The sequence below is a fragment of the Kribbella sp. NPDC020701 genome, from assembly GCF_055562215.1.
The window spans coordinates 119,423-135,822 of record NZ_JBVHFT010000012.1 but is presented as its reverse complement, the minus strand read 5'-3'; the positions used below and the strand labels follow the sequence as shown (position 1 = coordinate 135,822).

22 protein-coding genes and 2 tRNA genes are annotated in these 16,400 nt (G+C 67.6%); 11 read left to right on the top strand and 13 right to left on the bottom strand.

The features are described from left to right. Positions 1–87 precede the first annotated feature (87 nt). Positions 88–258, top strand: coding sequence for a hypothetical protein (locus tag ACZ3HV_RS27545; protein ID WP_465688090.1), 171 nt, complete (start codon positions 88–90; stop codon positions 256–258). 113 nt (positions 259–371) lie between these two features. Beyond that, on the top strand, positions 372–599 hold the full coding sequence (locus ACZ3HV_RS27540; protein WP_465688088.1) for a hypothetical protein: 228 nt from the start codon (positions 372–374) through the stop codon (positions 597–599). A gap of 52 nt (positions 600–651) precedes the next feature. Here ACZ3HV_RS27540 and ACZ3HV_RS27535 read toward each other — a convergent pair whose 3' ends face one another. After that, on the bottom strand, positions 652–1,431 hold the full coding sequence (locus ACZ3HV_RS27535; protein WP_465688087.1) for a class I SAM-dependent methyltransferase: 780 nt from the start codon (positions 1,429–1,431) through the stop codon (positions 652–654). After that, the gene (locus tag ACZ3HV_RS27530; RefSeq protein ID WP_465688085.1) at positions 1,421–1,831 is read right to left on the bottom strand and encodes a ricin-type beta-trefoil lectin domain protein; all 411 of its coding nucleotides are present in this window, start codon (positions 1,829–1,831) and stop codon (positions 1,421–1,423) included. The genes ACZ3HV_RS27535 and ACZ3HV_RS27530 overlap by 11 nt, the downstream gene beginning before the upstream one ends. 636 nt (positions 1,832–2,467) lie before the next feature. On the opposite strand from ACZ3HV_RS27530, the gene ACZ3HV_RS27525 reads away from it, so the two are divergent. Then, the gene (locus tag ACZ3HV_RS27525) at positions 2,468–2,842 is read left to right on the top strand and encodes a nicotinate-nucleotide diphosphorylase (protein ID WP_465688084.1); all 375 of its coding nucleotides are present in this window, start codon (positions 2,468–2,470) and stop codon (positions 2,840–2,842) included. A gap of 6 nt (positions 2,843–2,848) precedes the next feature. Here the strand turns inward: ACZ3HV_RS27525 and ACZ3HV_RS27520 are convergent, their stop codons facing one another. Continuing rightward, entirely contained in the window at positions 2,849–3,553 is a 705-nt protein-coding gene (locus tag ACZ3HV_RS27520) for an NUDIX hydrolase (RefSeq protein ID WP_465688082.1), read from the bottom strand. 70 nt (positions 3,554–3,623) lie between these two features. Between ACZ3HV_RS27520 and nadA the strand changes: the two genes are divergently transcribed. The 3 genes from nadA (at position 3,624) to ACZ3HV_RS27505 (ending at position 6,614) form a co-directional block, all read left to right on the top strand. Next, entirely contained in the window at positions 3,624–4,604 is a 981-nt protein-coding gene (nadA, locus tag ACZ3HV_RS27515) for a quinolinate synthase NadA (RefSeq protein WP_465688080.1), read from the top strand. Then, a complete protein-coding gene (gene nadB / locus ACZ3HV_RS27510) occupies positions 4,601–6,112 on the top strand; it encodes an L-aspartate oxidase (RefSeq protein WP_465688078.1) in 1,512 nt (503 codons plus the stop codon). The genes nadA and nadB overlap by 4 nt, the downstream gene beginning before the upstream one ends. A gap of 208 nt (positions 6,113–6,320) precedes the next feature. Then, the gene (locus ACZ3HV_RS27505) at positions 6,321–6,614 is read left to right on the top strand and encodes a DUF1330 domain-containing protein (protein ID WP_465688076.1); all 294 of its coding nucleotides are present in this window, start codon (positions 6,321–6,323) and stop codon (positions 6,612–6,614) included. Between the two features lie 74 nt (positions 6,615–6,688). Here the strand turns inward: ACZ3HV_RS27505 and ACZ3HV_RS27500 are convergent, their stop codons facing one another. After that, entirely contained in the window at positions 6,689–6,976 is a 288-nt protein-coding gene (locus tag ACZ3HV_RS27500) for an SOS response-associated peptidase family protein (RefSeq protein WP_465688074.1), read from the bottom strand. Positions 6,977–7,122: 146 nt separating this feature from the next. Here ACZ3HV_RS27500 and ACZ3HV_RS27495 point away from each other — a divergent pair, with 146 nt between their 5' ends. Together ACZ3HV_RS27495 and ACZ3HV_RS27490 are read left to right on the top strand one after the other, a co-directional pair. After that, entirely contained in the window at positions 7,123–7,332 is a 210-nt protein-coding gene (locus ACZ3HV_RS27495) for a hypothetical protein (protein ID WP_465688072.1), read from the top strand. Between the two features lie 170 nt (positions 7,333–7,502). Beyond that, positions 7,503–7,670, top strand: coding sequence for a hypothetical protein (locus ACZ3HV_RS27490; protein WP_465688070.1), 168 nt, complete (start codon positions 7,503–7,505; stop codon positions 7,668–7,670). A 121-nt stretch (positions 7,671–7,791) separates the two neighbouring features. Here the strand turns inward: ACZ3HV_RS27490 and ACZ3HV_RS27485 are convergent, their stop codons facing one another. The 3 genes from ACZ3HV_RS27485 to ACZ3HV_RS27475 all read right to left on the bottom strand — a co-directional run bounded on the left by ACZ3HV_RS27485 (position 7,792) and on the right by ACZ3HV_RS27475 (position 10,169). Further along, positions 7,792–8,229, bottom strand: a complete 438-nt coding sequence (locus ACZ3HV_RS27485) for an SgcJ/EcaC family oxidoreductase (RefSeq protein WP_465688068.1) — start codon at positions 8,227–8,229, stop codon at positions 7,792–7,794. A 348-nt stretch (positions 8,230–8,577) separates the two neighbouring features. Further along, positions 8,578–9,651, bottom strand: a complete 1,074-nt coding sequence (locus ACZ3HV_RS27480) for a hypothetical protein (RefSeq protein WP_465688066.1) — start codon at positions 9,649–9,651, stop codon at positions 8,578–8,580. Between the two features lie 11 nt (positions 9,652–9,662). Continuing rightward, positions 9,663–10,169, bottom strand: coding sequence for a SigE family RNA polymerase sigma factor (locus ACZ3HV_RS27475; protein ID WP_465688064.1), 507 nt, complete (start codon positions 10,167–10,169; stop codon positions 9,663–9,665). A gap of 127 nt (positions 10,170–10,296) precedes the next feature. Here ACZ3HV_RS27475 and ACZ3HV_RS27470 point away from each other — a divergent pair, with 127 nt between their 5' ends. Both ACZ3HV_RS27470 and ACZ3HV_RS27465 read left to right on the top strand, forming a co-directional pair. Then, the gene (locus ACZ3HV_RS27470; RefSeq protein ID WP_465688062.1) at positions 10,297–11,382 is read left to right on the top strand and encodes an ATP-dependent DNA ligase; all 1,086 of its coding nucleotides are present in this window, start codon (positions 10,297–10,299) and stop codon (positions 11,380–11,382) included. A gap of 436 nt (positions 11,383–11,818) precedes the next feature. Then, positions 11,819–12,448 (top strand): hypothetical protein, encoded by a 630-nt coding sequence (locus ACZ3HV_RS27465; protein ID WP_465688060.1) that lies wholly within the window; start codon positions 11,819–11,821, stop codon positions 12,446–12,448. A 491-nt stretch (positions 12,449–12,939) separates the two neighbouring features. On the opposite strand, the gene ACZ3HV_RS27460 is transcribed toward ACZ3HV_RS27465, so the two are convergent. The 3 genes from ACZ3HV_RS27460 to ACZ3HV_RS27450 form a co-directional block, all read right to left on the bottom strand. Continuing rightward, a complete protein-coding gene (locus ACZ3HV_RS27460; RefSeq protein WP_465688059.1) occupies positions 12,940–13,944 on the bottom strand; it encodes a GntR family transcriptional regulator in 1,005 nt (334 codons plus the stop codon). Further along, on the bottom strand, positions 13,941–14,120 hold the full coding sequence (locus ACZ3HV_RS27455; protein WP_465688057.1) for a hypothetical protein: 180 nt from the start codon (positions 14,118–14,120) through the stop codon (positions 13,941–13,943). Before ACZ3HV_RS27455 ends, ACZ3HV_RS27460 begins: the two co-directional genes overlap by 4 nt. A 240-nt stretch (positions 14,121–14,360) precedes the next feature. Next, positions 14,361–14,434, bottom strand: a tRNA-Ile gene (locus tag ACZ3HV_RS27450). Positions 14,435–14,552: 118 nt separating this feature from the next. Here ACZ3HV_RS27450 and ACZ3HV_RS27445 point away from each other — a divergent pair. Further along, on the top strand, positions 14,553–14,690 hold the full coding sequence (locus ACZ3HV_RS27445) for a hypothetical protein (RefSeq protein ID WP_360379713.1): 138 nt from the start codon (positions 14,553–14,555) through the stop codon (positions 14,688–14,690). Positions 14,691–14,771: 81 nt separating this feature from the next. Here ACZ3HV_RS27445 and ACZ3HV_RS27440 read toward each other — a convergent pair whose 3' ends face one another. The 3 genes from ACZ3HV_RS27440 to ACZ3HV_RS27430 form a co-directional block, all read right to left on the bottom strand. Further along, positions 14,772–15,338, bottom strand: a complete 567-nt coding sequence (locus ACZ3HV_RS27440) for a DUF4232 domain-containing protein (RefSeq protein ID WP_465688054.1) — start codon at positions 15,336–15,338, stop codon at positions 14,772–14,774. 183 nt (positions 15,339–15,521) lie between these two features. Beyond that, a tRNA-Asn gene (locus ACZ3HV_RS27435) sits at positions 15,522–15,594 on the bottom strand. Between the two features lie 105 nt (positions 15,595–15,699). Then, positions 15,700–16,239, bottom strand: a complete 540-nt coding sequence (locus ACZ3HV_RS27430; RefSeq protein ID WP_465688052.1) for a hypothetical protein — start codon at positions 16,237–16,239, stop codon at positions 15,700–15,702. Positions 16,240–16,400: the final 161 nt, after the last annotated feature.

Here is a 16,400-nt window from a genome sequence, read left to right as displayed (position 1 = left end):
ACAGGCGGCCTCTCCCTGCTCGGCGGTGCAGCCGCAGGTGTCGTCGGCGGCGGAGTCATCGGCAAGTTCTTCCACAAGGGCCTCAAGATGACGGAGGACGATGCCGCGCGGATCAGCAGCGAACTCGACGCAGATCACGCAGCAGTAGGAGTGCTCGCCTGGGACTTCGACGCCGATGCAGTGGCAGACAAGCTCAGGACGCTGGGCGGAACACCACGGACCCACGAGGTGACCAAGCTGCCGGCAGAGACCGACTGAGCACGCGGCCGCAGCGGCCGCCGGCGAGCTGGTATCGAGTCTCCATGCAAAAGCGCACAGTAGACAGGCCTGCATGCCCACCGGCGCGTAGCAGGCGTGCTGGATGACGCGCGATGTGTCGATCACGGCGCGCGATGGGGCAGGAGTTGCCGCGCACCAAGCGGATCCTGGAACTCAACTCGGAGCACGCGCTCGTCACCGGGCTGCGCACCGCGCACGAGGCCAACGCCGACGACCCGGCGCTGGCCGAGGTCGCCGAGCTGCTCTACGGCATGGCGCTGCTCGCCGACCCGCCCCGCTTCACGTGCCTGCTCGCCGACCGACTGGCCCGCTCCGTCTAGACAAAATCCTGGATTCGAGCTGCCGCGACGCCCGTCGCGGTAGCCCCCTATCTCAGGGTTTGAGGGCGCGGGTGGCGTAGTAGCCGGGCAGCCAGCCTGCGGTGGCGTTGGAATGGTGCGGGGCCTCGTCGAACCCGGTGATCACGAAGCCGGCGGCGAGCTGCCCGCCGATCTGCTCGGCCATCGTGTGGCTGTACTCCAGCGGCGCGTTGGCTCCCCACAGCCGCTCGCGCTCCTCGGCCGGGACGTGCGTGAGGTCGCTGTACGGCAGGCGGTGGCGGACGACGAGCTCGCCGCGGGTGTCCATGGCCTCGTGGTCGAACAGGTACACGTCAGGGTTGAGGAAGCCGCACAGCAGCGCGCCGCCCGGCCGCAGCACGCGGAAGCACTCGCGCCACACGGGTGCGAGCTCGGGCACGAACAGGTTCGAGATCGGGTTGAGGACGAGGTCGAACGAGGAGTCGCCGAACTCCGTCAGGTCGCGCATGTCGCCCAGTACTGTGCGCAGCTCCAGACCCTCGCGCTCCGCGACCATCTGATCCTGGGCGAGCTGACGCGGCGAGTTGTCGAAGACCGTGACCCGCGCGCCGGCCGCAGCGAGCGTCGGGCCTTGCTGCCCACCGCCCGAGGCCAGGCAGAGAATGTCTACATCGGACAGGTCGGCGGGGAACCACGCCCGGTCGACCGGCCGGTACCCGATGAGCACGACGGACCAGTCACCGGCGCGTGCCCGCGCGACGGTCTCGGGAGTGACCGGGCGCGACCACTCGTTGCCGCTCTCGACCTGAAGGTCCCACGCCGCGCGGTTGTGCGCTACCGGATCAACGCTCACGGGCATACGGTAGCGCCCCGGCGACGATCGCCGCCGGGCCCCATACCTGCAGCTTCTGGTCCAGGCCTGGTTGCTGTCTCCGTTGCAGGTCGCGACATTGACCGGGGAGCCGTTTCCCGGTGCCCGCCGCGTTCAGGCGCAGGGCCAGGTTCGCGACGCTGGTGATGGACTGGTTGGCGTTGGCGGTCCACTGCTGCGACGTGGCGCCCGTGCAGTCGGTGATGACGACCGGGTCGCCGGCCGTCCCGCCGGAGCGGCCCACGGTCATGCAGTTGGTGCCGTAGATGCGCAGCTCGTTGCCCTCGACGTTCCAGGGTTGGTTGCCCGCGCCCAGGGCCCCGGCGCCGAAGCCTGCGAAGCGTGCTGCCGCGCCATCTTGATCGTGTGAGGCTTGGTGCATGGCGGCCGATCAGGGCGAAGAACCGGGCGAACTCCCCGTCGATCCACTGCTCGGCCAGCCCCGGCTGGTCGACGACCCCCGGATCTCTCTCACGCACGTAGCCGTTGTCCTGGGCAAGAAACCCGCACAGGTCCACCGGTTCATCGCGCTCGGCCGGGTGCCCCGGCACGGCCCGCCGAACAACGGCCGCTCCGCTGCTGCTGTCGGAGGTCGAGGCGCTGCGCGACAAGGGCGAACCGATCCCGCTGAAAGACGCCGCCCGCAGGCTGGGGGCGATCGCTCAAGGCCACCCTCGAGCTCGTCGCCGACGGCCACCTGCGACTCGTCCCTGGCACGAAGTCGACGGTCTACCCGGCCGACCTCGCGGCCATCACGGCCGCGAAACCCCAACCGCCGATCCGGCACCCCGCAGGCCCACCCGGCTACCTCAACACCAAACAGACCGCTGCACGATTGGGGCTCACCGCCATCTACGTCACCCAGCTGGCCTCGGAAGAGAAACTGCCGTCTTCCAGGACCGGCAGTGGTGGTTCGACCCCCAGCGAATCGAGATGATCAGCGGGCGCGGCGCGATCGAGTGGTCGCCCGGCCGCTGCGCCGCCGCGGCGACGGCTCAGGTCAGTCGATCGGGTTCGGGTGACAGTCGCCGCAGGTGGCGTCCGCTCAGCCGTCCGAAGGGTCCGCGACGGCATGGCTGCGACCCGCCGGCACCTGGCCGTCGAGGTCGAAGTCGCCACGCTGGCCGAGGCATTGGACTGCCAGGTCGAGTGGATCATGCTCGACAACATGTCCACCGACGTCATCAGGTCAGTGGTCGAGCAGCGTGACGCATCCGGATCCGGATGCCGGCTCGAGGCCTCCGGCACCATCAGTCTCGAGACTGTCGCCGACATCGCCGCCAGCGGAGTCGACGCCCTGTCTGTCGGCGCGCTGACGCACTCGGCACCGGCGCTCGACAGCAGCCTGCTGATCAGTCCGTTCGAGCCTCAGGAGCAGACTGTGCGGCCGTGAGCCGGATCATCGGGGTGGGCGCAGTACGGCGAACGGGTCGGTCACCGTCAACTCGCGGGCCACGAACTTGTAGACCGCGGCGGGGCGCCCGCCGGACTGTCCGGGCCGGGCGGTCCGCTCGGTCGGGCCGATGACCTTTCGCCGGGTCAGAACTCGGGTCAGATTGGTCGCGCCGAGCTCATAGCCCAAGGCGGCACTGAACAGGTCGCGTAGCTCGGCGATGGTGAACTCAGCCGGAGCCAGAGCGAACCCGATGTTCGTGTACGAGAGCTTCGCCCGTAGCCGCCCCACGGCCGCGTCGATGAAGTAGTGGTGGTCGAACGCCGTACGCGGCAACTCGTCCACCCGGTGCCAGGCCGTGTCGGCCGGCAAATTCGGTTGTACGTCGGACGGAGCGAGCCCGAGGTACGCGGTCGCGAGGACCCGCGCCCGCGGATCTCGATCGATCGCACTGTGGGTGGCCAACTGCTCCAGATGGGCGACATCACGCACATCGACCTTCGCTGCGAGATGACCGGTGATCGCCTCCCTGAGCCGTTCCGTGGGCTGCACGCCACCCCCGGGCAGCGCCCAGCGATACCTGAACGGGCTCTGCCCGCGCCGCCACAGCAGGACGCACAGATTGCCGTCACGGACGGAAAGCACCACGGCCAGCACCTCGTGCGGATAGCTGGGGATGTTGACCGGATCACTTTTCTTGGCGACGGGCATGTCGCCGATGGTACCGTCACCCTAGTTATCGCCTAACAGGCGAAAACTAGCCGAAGGAAGGGAACAGGCAATGTCCGTTGCCCAGAGCACTGCGACGACCTGGCCGGAAGAGGTGCGACGCCTGGCCCGCGAGCGGGACGCGGTCGTCCTCGCCCACAACTATCAGGACCCCGCGATCCAGGATGTGGCCGATCACGTCGGCGACTCGCTCGAACTGTCGCGGATCGCCGCCAGCACCGACGCATCGACCATCGTCTTCTGCGGCGTGCACTTCATGGCCGAGACCGCGAAGCTCCTCAGTCCGAACAAGACCGTGCTGATCCCCACGGCTCAGGCCGGGTGTTCGCTGGCCGACACGATCGACGCCGATCAGCTGCGGAGCTGGAAGGCCGAGCATCCCGGGGCCGCGGTGGTTGCCTATGTCAACACCAGCGCCGCGGTCAAGGCGGAAGCCGACGTGTGCTGCACGTCGTCGAATGCTGTGGACGTGGTGGAGTCGATCCCGGCGGACCAGCCGATCCTGTTCCTGCCCGACCAGTTCCTCGGCAACCACGTGCGACGGCAGACAGGGCGCGACAACATCCACGTCTGGATGGGTGAATGCCACGTCCACGCCGGGATCAGTGCGGCCGATCTGCGGGCTCAGGTGGCGGCCGATCCGACGGCCGAGGTTCTGGTGCATCCGGAGTGCGGCTGCGCGTCCTCGGCGATCTGGCTCGCCGGCGTCGGTGACCTGCCCGCGGACCGGACCCGGATTCTGTCCACCTCCGGGATGCTCGGCGCCGCTCGCGACATGACGGCGAAGACGGCGCTGATCGCGACGGAGATCGGCATGCTCCATCAGTTGCGCAAGGTCAACCAGCGTACGACTTTCCGGCCGGTGAACCCGAAGGCCTCGTGCCGCTTCATGAAGATGATCACGCCCGAACTGCTGCTGCGGTGCCTCCGCGAGGGCCGCGACGAGGTGGAGGTGCCATTCGACGTGGCCGAGCGTGCCCGGCAGTCGGTCGAGCGGATGGTTGCCATCGGCAGACCCGGTGGTGCTCGGTGAGACGATCCGCCGACATCGTCGTCATCGGCAGCGGTGCGGCCGGCCTGTCGGCCGCGCTGGGCCTCGCGGCGACCCGGAACATACTCCTTGTCAGTGCCGGTTCCGGGAGTACACCGTGGGCACAGGGCGGGATCGCCGCCGCGTACGGCGACGACGACCCGTTCGACCACGCCCACGACACCGAGATCGCCGGCGCAGGATTCTGCGACCCGCGCAATGTCCGCGCACTCGTCGAGGAAGGTCCACAGCGCCTGGCCGAACTGATCGCCGTGGGCGCTCGTTTCGACCGCGACAGCAACGGTTCACTGTCGAGAACCCTCGAAGGTGGCCACGACCGCCACCGGGTCGTCCATGCCGGCGGCGATGCCAGCGGCGTCGAAGTTCATCGCGTGCTCCACCAGGCAGTGCAGCTCGCCGGCGTCCGGACGGTGACAGGACGGGCCGTCGGCCTGATCAAGTCGGGCTCCGGACACATCGCCGGCGTACTCGTCGAGGAGGACGCGGACGTCAGCCAGATCGACGCTCGCGCCGTCGTGCTGGCCACCGGCGGGATCGGCAACGCCTACCTGGCCAGCACGAATCCGTCGACCGTCCGCGGCGACGGCATCGCCTTGGCGCTGCAGGCCGGGGCGTCGCTGGTCGACATGGAGTTCGTACAGTTCCATCCGACCGCACTCTTCACCGGCGACAGCACAGGTCAGCTCCCCTTGGTCACCGAGGCCGTCCGCGGTGAAGGCGCCGTACTCCGTGACCTGCGCGGCCGCAGGATCATGACCGACGTGCACCCGTGTGCCGACCTCGCTCCGCGGGACATCGTTGCCCGGGCCATCGAGTCGACGATGCGGCGCGACGGGTGCGAGCACGTGTGGCTGGACGCCCGGTCGATCCCGGAGGACACCATCCGCCGGCGGTTCCCGACCGTCCTGGCGTCCTGCCGGCGAATCGGCGTCGACATGCTGAGCGAGCCGATCCCGGTAGCCCCGGCCGAACACTTCCTGTGCGGCGGAATCCGGACGAACCGCGACGGCGCAACCGATGTGCCGGGTCTCTACGCCGTCGGCGAGGCCGCGGGCGGTGGCGTCCACGGAGCCAACAGACTGGCATCCAACAGCCTGCTCGAAGGCCTGGTCTTCGGGCGGCGCGTCGCCACGGCTCTGACCCTCGACCTGCCCGCGGAGTCGTACGAGCAGCGCAGTTGGCTGACCTTGGGAGAGGACCGCGAACCGGACAGGATCCGGGCGATCCTGACTGAACACGCCGGTATCCGCCGCGACGGCGCCGGATTGCAGACCGCCCTCGACGAGCTCGACTCGGCGGGAGACGGCCCCCTGGCCACGGTCGCGCGAGCGGTCGTCGCAGCAGCGATCACCCGGGAGGACAGCCGCGGGTGTCACTGGCGCTCCGACCACCCCCGTACCGACGAACGGTGGAACCGGCATCTTGTCATCCGTCTCGACGAGGAGGGTCGCCCAGCTGTGCGTCAGCTTCTCCACTCAGCCGCAACCTGAGCTCCGCGTCGGGTACTCCCTGGGCAGCCCCATCGGCGGCACCGGCCCCGGCCACCTCTTCCCCGACGACAGCGCCTACACCACCGCGGCGCTGGTCGGCATCGGCGCCATGGCGATCACGACGCTGACAAGCCTCGCTCTCGCCCGCCGACGCTCGTCCGAGACCAACCCGTAAGTCAGATGCACTCATCCCAACACTGGAGGTTCCATGCCCAAGGGCTACTGGGTCAGCGCCTACCGCACCATTTCAGACCCTGAGAAACTGGCTGCTTACAACAAGCTGGCCCCTCCGGCCATCAGGGCCGGGGGCGGTCGGGTCCTCACCCGCGGCAGCCGGGTCGTGGCGCATGACGCCGGAATCGCCGAGCGCACCGTCCTGATCGAGTTCGACAGCTTCGAGCACGCCGTCGCGGCGCACGAGAGTGCGGCCTACCAGGAGGCGCTGGTCGCCCTCTCCGACGGCGTCGAGCGCGACTTCCGCATCGTCGAAGGCATCGACTGACCGAGGTCCAGCCGGATCTTCACTGAAGCAGCAGGATTCTGGGTATACCGGCCCGCTCCCGAGTCCTATGGCGTTCACCGCCAACTCCAGCTCGACTCGCACAACCCCGACAACGTGGTGGTCGAACTGCAATGCCCAGTTCGGGAAGCCGGCGCAGCCTGCAACTGAGTGGGCCCCGGGGGTCTGCGTCCCGGCGTCCTCGTCTGCGCCGCGCGGCGGCCGGGCCAATACGGGGTCGGGCTGGTCTTGGTCGGCGCGACGTTGTAGTCCGGCGCCTTCTCCTCGTCAGCCAGCGCCTCCTCTATCTTGAAGGTCTCCAGTAGGTCCTCGCGGCTCCGAGTGGATGCATAGCGTCCGCACATAACTGCCAGCCTGCCAGATCCAGCCGACGGTCGCGGTGCCACAGGAGCAGTCATCGACCGTGCTGACGCCTGCCACGACAGCGTGACCCGGCCTGCCAACTGGGTACCGGCAGGGTGGTCATCGACGACGGAGCAGGAGGTATGTGATGCCCGAGGCAACATCCAGCCGCAACGGTCGCCGGGCCTGGACCGCCGAACAGGTGCAGCAGCTGCAGGAGCTCGCGGACGGCAACACACCGGTCGGCGTGATGAGCATCAAGCTCGGGCGCAGCCAGGACTCGATCCGGTCGAAGGCGCGCTCGGAGGGCATTTCGCTGGCGCCGGCCAACCGGTTGCCGTACGGCGACATGAGCTGACCGCGGGGCGCATGCTGGTGCCGTGGCGAGCGTGTGGCGGTGCGGGAAGTGTGATGGCGCTGCTGTGCCCGAGCACCACCGGTTCTGCCCACACCGCGACACACCGCCCCGGTGAAGCGGGTGCTGGTCGTGGAGTGGCCGTCGCTCGCCCGGACACGCGGAGGTAGCAGGTGACGCCGGCACGGCGGCGTGCCGAGCCCGCCGGGGTGCGGATCCCGGCCGAGCTGGCCGGCCCGGTCGAGGTTGCGCTGGCCCGGTCCGTGGACCAGATTCCGGCACCCAACGCGCTGCCGGGCGGGTCACGGTACGAGGTGAAGTGGGACGGCTACCTTCACTGAACTTGTCAATCGGCAGAGCTCTGCGGACGGTGTCGTCGTTGAGGTTCCGTTACCCCGACCCCGTCGAGGCGAGACCGGCACGAAGTCCCCGCGGAACGCCGCGACGCGCGCCAACATGTGACTAGGAGCCCTCGACGACCTCGGTGTTCTGGCAGGCCACTAGGCGCCATTGGCCGTCCTCCTTGGCCATGACGAACAATGGGGTGCCTTCGTTGAAGACGATGTCCTGGTTGTTCACAAACGAGCCGTCGAGGTTGCTGTACTGCTGGCGTACCTTGACGGCTGCGACATCAGGGCGGATGAACAGGACGTGTGCCACCTCCATCGCAACCGACAAGCCCTTTCCCTTCATTCCACCGGGTAGGGCCTGACGGGTGAACGCCGAGATCTCCTCGAGGCCGAACAGACGCTTGCCACCCCCGGTCGTCCAAATCGCGTCGGCCCGGAACAAGCCGAGGAACTCCTCTGGGAGTTCATTCCGCTGGGCATGTTCCACAGTGGCGACTACCTGCTTGATCGCCTCGACGTCGGCCTGATCTGTCTGCTCTGCTGCGGTCATACGAGCAGTGAAGTAGCTCAAGTTGACTTGAGGTCAAGCGGGGAAGAGGTCAGTCAACTAGCCTTCACTGGACTAGTCAAGCCGGCGTGGGGCAGGGCTGGAGTTCAACTGGTGGGGCTGAGCGAGGCGTCGCGCGCTGCAGGGGCCTCGATCGCGTCGAGGATCTCCCGCGCGAATACGGGTCTCGGTGAAGGTGCCGTCGTCACCGACTGCCTGGGAGGCCGCGATGGCCGTTGCACCACCGAGTGGGCTGCATCCTCGCCGCCCTTACCCTCGGCATCGCAACCCTGAAACGTCGCATCCGCTGATAGAACGCCGGCCCGGGCCAGTCCCGGGCCGGCGCCTCGATCACTTCTCGGGGTAGAGCTTGCTGAGGAGCTTTCCGTCCTTGTCGTACGCTCTGACCTTCAGCGACTCGTTGTTGGAGTGGCTGTTCTTGTCGAGCGCGGTGAAGGTGTACCAGCCGTCCTTGAGCGGTGACTCGTACTTCGGGCCGGAGCCGATCTGTACGACGATCTTGGCGGTGTTCGCCGGTGCTCGCCCCCAACCGGTGGGCAGCGACCGGCCGCAGATGTTGCCGTTGCAGTCCGTGCCCTCGGGAAGAATCGCGGCGATGTCCTTGCCGCGGGTCCCGTCAGGTAACAGGAGCCGCGGGTAGTCGGTACCGAGGTCGTCGAGGCGCAAGGCGGTGACCCCCCAGCCGTAGCCGGCGCCTCGGATATCGTTCACCGGCAACTGGCAGGCGATCGCTGTCTTGCCAGACGGTGAGATCGCGATCAGCAGTTCGCGGTTGAATCCGCGGTAGTTTTTCTCGTTATCCAGACTCAGACGGTCGGAGACCAGGATGTGCCATTTGGTCATGTCGACCCATGCGTTCACCGAGCAGTTGCGAAGCTGGTCGGCGGCGTCCTTCGGGAACGGATCCGCCTTCGCGGCAGCGACCAGTGCGGCGGACGGTTTGTCCCCGCCGGGGATCGTGCAGAACGGGGTCACCGGGGAACCGGCAGAGATGTTATGGATGTAGGCCTGTGAGCTCACGGATCGGAAGCCGGTGCTTCCCTTCATCGAGCCCTTCGTACCGGGGTACCGCAGCGCGCAGCGGCGTTCGGCCTCCTGCTTGGAGATCCGCTGGCCGGCGCCGTCCTCGCCGCGGGGGACACCCGGGACCGGGCTGAACTGGGAGGTCTCGGTTTGGGTGCCGGCCACGCCGGGGTCGTTGCCGGTGGCGGTGAGGTTGGGGATGAGGGTGACAGCGAGGGCTGCTGCTGCGACGCCGGCGATGGCGCCGCCCGCGGCCAGGAGGCGGCGGCGCCGGAGGCCGCGGTGGCCTCGGGTGAGGACCGTTCCGGTGTCGAAGTGATCCAGTGGTGCGGTGTCGGCCAGGCGGTGTAGTTCAGCGCTGACCTCGCGGGTGTCTTCCATCTCGTTCTCCTTCACAGCGCCGGACTCCGTCGCCGATCGATGGCCTTGCGGAGAGTCTCGAGGCCGCGGGCGGCCTGGCTTTTCACCGTGCCCTCCGAGCACCCGAGGATCTCCGCGGTCTGCTCGACCGAGAGGTCCTCGTAGTACCGCAGGACGACGCAGGCACGCTGCCGTGGCCCCAGTGCTCGCAGCGCTTCGAGCATCTCGTCACGGTCAGCGTGCCCGGCCGCGAAGTCGCCGTTCTGGACGGCGTGCTCCGGGACCTCGGCGCTGGTGACCTCCCGGCGCCAGGGACGCCGGCCACCGTCGTACGCGACATTGACCAGCATCCGGCGGGCGTAGGCGAACGGGTTGCCGGCCCGTTGTACCTTCGGCCAGGCGAGGTACACCTTGTAGAGCGTCTCCTGGACGACGTCGTCCGCCTTGTGCCGGTCGCCGCCGATCAGGTACGCCGTCCTCCGTAGCGACGGAATCGCCGCCTCCACGAACTCGACGAACGCCTTGTCCCGCTCCGCCATCCGCGCCTCCACTCTCCATGTCCCCCTCAAGACGGGAGGCCCGCTCCTTCTGGTTGCATTCCCAAGGCGGAATTCTGAGAGACGCTGCGGTAGGCCCCGCGCTGTCTGGATCGGCGCCGCCGATCGCGTGTCGGCTGCGAGTCGGAGTCGGCCAGGTCGCGAAGGAATCCGGAAGCCACGACGTGCTCAAGTTCCGGGAACAGCACCCGCCACCGCGAACCAACCCCGTACTCGACCACCCGGCCCAGTCAGCGACCACCAGTACCCCTCTCCAGATACCACCTCGAGACGCCAACTGTCGTCTGAAAGAGTTCAGTCAACTAGCCGGGTCGCGATCGTCCGCTCTGGTGATGGGGCGCGGCTGTGGACCCGCAACCGCCACGAGATCAGTGACCGGTTCCCCGACATCGTCACCGCCGCGACGCGGCAGCTGCCGGACGGCGTCGTGCTCGACGGCGAGCTGGTCATTCTCGGCGCGGACGGCCGGCTGAGTTTCGACGCGCTCCAGCAGCGACTTGTCACCGGCCCCGCGAGGGCCCGCGCGAAGGCCGCCGAGCTACCCGCCTCTTTTGCCGCGTTCGACCTCCTCGCGGCCAACGGGGTCGATCTGCGCACCGAACGCTGGACGGTGCGCCGGCAGCGCCTCGAGCAGCTGGCGGGCGACTGGGTGCCGCCGCTGCAGCTGACCCCGGTCACCGCCGACCTCGATGAGGCGACCGAGTGGTTCGAGGTGCTGCCCGCCGCGATGGGCGTCGAGGGACTGGTCGTCAAGGGCGCGGCCACCCGCTATACCCCCGGTCGCCGCGACGCCTGGATCAAGGTCAAACATCGCGAGACCCGCGAGGTCATCGTCGGCGGCGTCCTCGGCTCGATCAGCCACCCTGAGGTCATCATCGCTGGCCTCTACACCACCGACGGCGAGCTGGTGACCATTGGGCGCGCGGTCGCCCTCAAACCCGAGCAGTCGGCCCAGCTCGCCGCCGTTCTGACTCCCGCGCGACGCGGTCATCCCTGGCCGGACGAGATCACCTCCTACCGGTGGGGCGGCCCCGACTCCAAGAAGCCACTGACCAAGGTCGAACCGACTGTCGTGGCCGAGGTTACCGCCGACGCCGCAACACAGGCCGGCCAGGTGCGGCACGGGATGCGCTTTGTCCGTCTGCGCCCGGACCTGCAGCCGCAGGATCTGCCGCGCGTCCCTTCACCCGGCTGAATGACCCAGCCCGCAGGCGGACGACCGGTCAGCCCCTTCCCCCGGTCGCTCGATCGTACGGTCACCACGACGCACATCGAGAGCGCCTGCGGCGTCCTTACTGGATCGGCGAGCCGACTCTTGACGTGCGCCGCGTTGTCCTGGGTTTGGCAGCATTAGGGGACGGCGCAGGAGTGGCGGCGCGGTGTTAGGAGACGAGCTCATCGATCACGATGCCTTCGCTCGCAAGAGTTTCCCGCATTCAGCGCCGTATCAGGTCGTACGATATGTCCCATGCGTACTGCAGGTCTTCAGCGGTGCCTGCCTTGTGTCCGCGCAGGGGGATCCGAGAGATTCGCGGCGGTGCCCGCTCGCAGGCGCATGCCTGCGATGATTCGTGAGTGAACACCGACCGTCACGTGCAACCGCGAATGGCCGAGGGTGCGGCCAGCCGCTGTTGGCGGGTGGCCTGGCCATCCGGCTCGGCACGGGAGCGGCAGTCGTCGCTACCGGCGCGATCGCCCTGATCTCCACCGCGATGCAAGACGACCACCCGATCAGCGACCCGCTCACGGCGATCGCGATATACGCGGCGCTCTGGTGGTTTGGCGCGATACGGCCCGCGGTCTGGCTGTCACCCGACGAGCTGGTTGTGCGCAATCGGTTGCGGACTCACCGAATCGCCAGAGACAACGTCGTTTCGGCCAAGTCCGGCTCCCGCGGAGTTGTCATCATTCGGCGAGATGGTCGCCGTTGCACCGCCTTCGCCTTGCACAAGTCCCAGATCGCCCAGGACCGCGCGGCCAGCCTGATCACCTACTGGGCGCAGACCCGGCCATCGAGCAATCAAGGCGAGGCCCCCGACGGTTCTTACGCGGAGACCCGGGAAGGCCCCACCAGGCAGCGCGTTGTCGACCTCTTGGCCGCCGCCGGCCTCGCCATCGCCCTCACCATTCCGGCCGTACTCCTGGCCTGGCCGGACAACCCTCAGTGGCTGTGGCCAGTCGCCGGCCTCATCATGGTCACCGCTATCGTGCCGTTCGGCATCACTCGACAGGCAAGAGATGCGCCTCCTCGCGATCACTGAGGCCCCACAGACCCCCGGACAACGCTGAACAGCCATCAACCCGTGACCACTGAGCCTGTTCGGCGCTCAGCATCAGGAATCATGCGGCTGTCGGCGGGGCGCCGGATGGACCCGCAATGAGCAGGTCAACCTGCCCATCTCGCTAACGGACTTGCTAACAGGCGGTGTGGATTGCGGCAGACAGGCAGGGACGAGGGAGTCGGGTTCCACGCTCAGATCAGAGACGGCTCGCAGCCAGGCGGCATAGACCCGGATGGACGGTCGATCAGCAACTTTGAATCTCACGGCCCGGCCGTGGTGCCGATCGTGGTGCGAAATGACGGATACCACTGGGGAAATCCAGGCGTGGTGCGGACGACCGTGTTAGCGAAACCGCTTGTAGAGAGCGTATGCGACGCTGAGCGTCCTCCTCGTAATGAGAAGGTCGTCCGCTCGACGCTGTGCTCCGTTCGTTGATCCCCGACCTGTTGGCCGCCTCGCCCAGGTTGCCGCTATGACGGGGATGCCGGCTTGAGTTCGGTGACGGAGGCCAAAGGCGGATCGTCGCCGGTAGCAACCGTCGCACGCTTCCCGCGGGACGCGGTGACAAGACCTGCCGCCACCAGCAGTGCCACCGCGCGGTGGGCCGTGCTGGCGGCGACGCCGTACCGGGCGGCCAGGATCTTCTCCGGTGGCAACGGTTCGCCATGAGCCAGAATGCCGGCGTCAATCGCGCCACGGAGATCGGCGGCGATGCGCTCGTATGGCTTCAAGTCTTCGTCCGTGACATCAGGGACGGCGGGCTTCGAGGCCTTGGTGTCACGCGCCGCAGGCCTGGCGGGAAGGCGCACGGGCGAGGCTCCTGCCGCGCGCTGATCTGCTTCGGACCACCAGGCCGTGTAGACCCGCAGTGTCGTGGTGCCACCGCCCGAGTGACCCGAGCGGCCAGCGGCGGAGCGCACGTTGTAGCCCGCCATGATCAGCTCGGTTGCGTTGTAGTGGCGGTGGTTCTTGAGCTCGGTATCGATCCCGAGTCGCTTCGCGAGCCTCGCATAGCGTTTGCTGACGGAGTCCGGATGTAGCGGCCGACTTCCGTCCGGCGCTGAAGAGAAGATGTACCCGTTCGGGTCGAACGGGATGCCGAGCTCGTCGGCGCGCTGGCGGCAGCGTGCTTCATGTTCGTCGAGGACTGCGTCGGGTTCACGGTCCATGACGATCCGCCGCTGTTGGTGCGTCTTGGTGTCCTTCTCCTCGAGTTGGCCGGCGTCGTTCACGAAGATCGAGCGCCGGACGCTGAGGACCGACGTGGCGCCTTCCCTGCGCGTGCGATCGCTCCACCGCAGCCCGCACATCTCCCCGCGGCGATTGCCGGTCGTTGTCTTCGTTGACAGGAAGGCGCCCCAGTCCTCGTCCTCTTCCCAGGCCTCTGTGAGCAGGCGACCGACCTCGTCAACGGTCGGCGGGTGCGGGTCGGCCGTTGGCAATCCTGGCTTGCTCGCATGCTCGGCGGGATTCACCGCCATCCATCCCCTCCCCGTAACGTCAGTACGTCGACGTCGACAACCTCGAAGTACTTGACGATGAGCTGGCCGACAGTGGCGCGGGTCTTTGGGTTCCGCCCTTCGTCGACCTGGTTGAGGAAACGGGTCTTGAGCTTCTCCGCCTCCTGGTCCTGCCGCGGGCCGGGTGGCACGGTCGATGTCAGGGTAGAAGGGCTTCTTCGTTACAGGGTCTTGGCCGGCGTACACCCGCACTCGCAGCGCCCCGGAAGGCAGCGGCGTGATGTTGCCAGGCGGCCGTTCCCGCGGCTTCCCCGATGCAGCCCTGCTGCGACGTTAACAACATGCGTTCATGTCACGAGAGATGTCACGGACGGGGCTCGATCTGTCGCAGGTCACGGCCGAATGTGGCCGTGACCTGCGGTGATGCGGGGTAGGGCGGGCGGGACTCGAACCCGCGACCCAGGGATTATGAGTCCCCTGCTCTAACCAGCTGAGCTACCGCCCCGTGTCGGGTGATCGTATCTGGTGGGTGGGGGAAACCAGGGGCGGGTCAGGGGTTTGACTGAGGGGTGGTTGGGGTGGAGCGGGCATGATGGACGTAGGTCCGGACGAAGGGAAGATCGATGGGCTGGTTCATTTTCCTCGTGCTCGTGGTGGGTGCGATCGCGGCGTACAAGTATCGGGTGCCGTTGATCGCGAAGCTGACTGGGCAGCCGCAGCAGCGTATTCAGCGTGCCATCGATCGGAAGAAGGGTAAGTAGGCGCTCGGCCTTGAGATGGGGTCGCCGTCGTGCTGCTGGTTCATGCAGTACGACGGCTTGTCCGCGTGCGGTGCGGGCGCGTCAGGGACGCTTCAGGCTCCAGGCGGTGAGGGTGATCTTGGCTGTGGTGCCGATATCGGTGACTACTGGCCAGACTGTGGGCTTCTCGTGCTTGGCACGTGCGACGGAGAGGTAGGCGCCGGTTTGGTTGTCGCCGCCGATTTCTACGGTGCCGGACCACGCGATGGCCGCCTGTGCGGACTCGCCTTTTCGTAGGCGGAGCTTGGTGGGACCGGGGTCGATGGCCATGTACGACGTGCCGTGGGTGACGGTCACCTTCATCGTCGTGCGTTTGCTGTCCAGGACGGTCACGTCGGGGTAGCCGGTGACGGTGATCGGCTCAGAGCGGCAGTTGGTGAGCCTGGCGATGACGGCCCGGTGGCCCACCGACGCGTCGAAGTCGCCGACTGAGATCGACACCCCCGAGCTGGGGCAGGTGCGTGGTGGCGGGGTGGGTGTCGGTCGACGTGTGGGTGTTGCGTGCTGGGTCGGTGTGCGCTTGGGGATTCCGCCGGCCGCGGTCTCGGTACCGCATCCACTCAGGACGAGCAGTACGGCGGTCAGTCCCGCCCAGCCCCGTCTCTTCACTCCCTGACCCCTTCCCAGTCGCCGACTGGATGTGACGTGAAGAGTCCCTCGGGATTCTGGGGTGACGGTACGGGATTACGTGGTCTAGGCCAAATTGCTGAAGCGGCGCGTCACCGGATGTGGGGGTACGAGAAAGACCGGCTCCAGTGGAGCCGGCCTCTGAGTCGATGCTTGTGTCTGCTGCTCCCGCGACTGGACTCGAACCAGTAACCTGCCGGTTAACAGCCGGCTGCTCTGCCAATTGAGCTACGCGGGATCGGTGGTGTTACCTGCCCTCCGAACCCCGAGGACCTGAGTAGGTTAGCAGGCCGGGGGCGAACTACAAAAACGGGATTCGGGTGCCTGGAGGCTGGCTTCCGGGTCAGATTCCGAACTCGTCGCGGACCTGTTTGAGGGCTGCTTCGGCGGCATCGAGTACGCCGGGCTGGTCGGGCTCCAATCCCTTGTCCAGAACGAAGTTCCAGGTGACCGCGGCGTCGGTGGTGGCGGGGTTGCGGCGGCCGACGATCCGGACGCCGCGCTTGCCCGCGAGGGGGACGTGGCGTTGGACGACGATGCTTGCGTCGACGCGCTCGCGGAGGAGCTGGCCGAAGCGGCCGGGGTCGTCGACTTTGAGTTCGGTCGCGCGGAGCGGGGTGCCGAAGTCGGTGGTCTCGAAGACGGTGAGGACGGAGGCTTCCGAGTCCCAGCTGGCGCGTTCGATCTTCTCCCAGCCAACTCGGCGGACGGTGTTGGGGGAGTCGGTTGGGAGGTAGACGGCTGAACGGGTGCCTGCTACCCAGTGGGCGTCGGTTAGTTCCACGGCGGCGAGGATGTGTTCGTTGCCGTGGGTGGTGTGTCTGGAGGCTGCGTTCACCGCCTCGGTCAGCTCGCGAGGCCAGGAACTACGCCGGAGTTTCACGTCTTCATCATTCCAGTTGGGGCAAATCTCGGTGTGGGTGGGCTTGCTGCCGCGGGCGGGGTGGGCTGGTGCGGGTAGCTCCCGTTCGGTGCTTTGCAGGTTGGTGGTCGGGTTGCCGTTGGTGGCTAGGCAAAGCACCGAACGGGAGCAGTTCGATTCAG

Bases quoted from the DNA above. Each gene is read 5' to 3' on its own strand.
- ACZ3HV_RS27545 (WP_465688090.1), top strand. From the start codon at position 88: ATGACGGAGGACGATGCCGCGCGGATCAGCAGCGAACTCGACGCAGAT.
- ACZ3HV_RS27540 (WP_465688088.1), top strand. From the start codon at position 372: ATGTGTCGATCACGGCGCGCGATGGGGCAGGAGTTGCCGCGCACCAAG.
- ACZ3HV_RS27530 (WP_465688085.1), bottom strand. From the start codon at position 1,831: ATGCACCAAGCCTCACACGATCAAGATGGCGCGGCAGCACGCTTCGCA.
- ACZ3HV_RS27520 (WP_465688082.1), bottom strand. From the start codon at position 3,553: ATGCCCGTCGCCAAGAAAAGTGATCCGGTCAACATCCCCAGCTATCCG.
- nadA (WP_465688080.1), top strand. From the start codon at position 3,624: ATGTCCGTTGCCCAGAGCACTGCGACGACCTGGCCGGAAGAGGTGCGA.
- ACZ3HV_RS27505 (WP_465688076.1), top strand. From the start codon at position 6,321: ATGCCCAAGGGCTACTGGGTCAGCGCCTACCGCACCATTTCAGACCCT.
- ACZ3HV_RS27500 (WP_465688074.1), bottom strand. From the start codon at position 6,976: ATGTGCGGACGCTATGCATCCACTCGGAGCCGCGAGGACCTACTGGAG.
- ACZ3HV_RS27495 (WP_465688072.1), top strand. From the start codon at position 7,123: ATGCCCGAGGCAACATCCAGCCGCAACGGTCGCCGGGCCTGGACCGCC.
- ACZ3HV_RS27485 (WP_465688068.1), bottom strand. From the start codon at position 8,229: ATGACCGCAGCAGAGCAGACAGATCAGGCCGACGTCGAGGCGATCAAG.
- ACZ3HV_RS27480 (WP_465688066.1), bottom strand. From the start codon at position 9,651: ATGGAAGACACCCGCGAGGTCAGCGCTGAACTACACCGCCTGGCCGAC.
- ACZ3HV_RS27475 (WP_465688064.1), bottom strand. From the start codon at position 10,169: ATGGCGGAGCGGGACAAGGCGTTCGTCGAGTTCGTGGAGGCGGCGATT.
- ACZ3HV_RS27445 (WP_360379713.1), top strand. From the start codon at position 14,553: ATGGGCTGGTTCATTTTCCTCGTGCTCGTGGTGGGTGCGATCGCGGCG.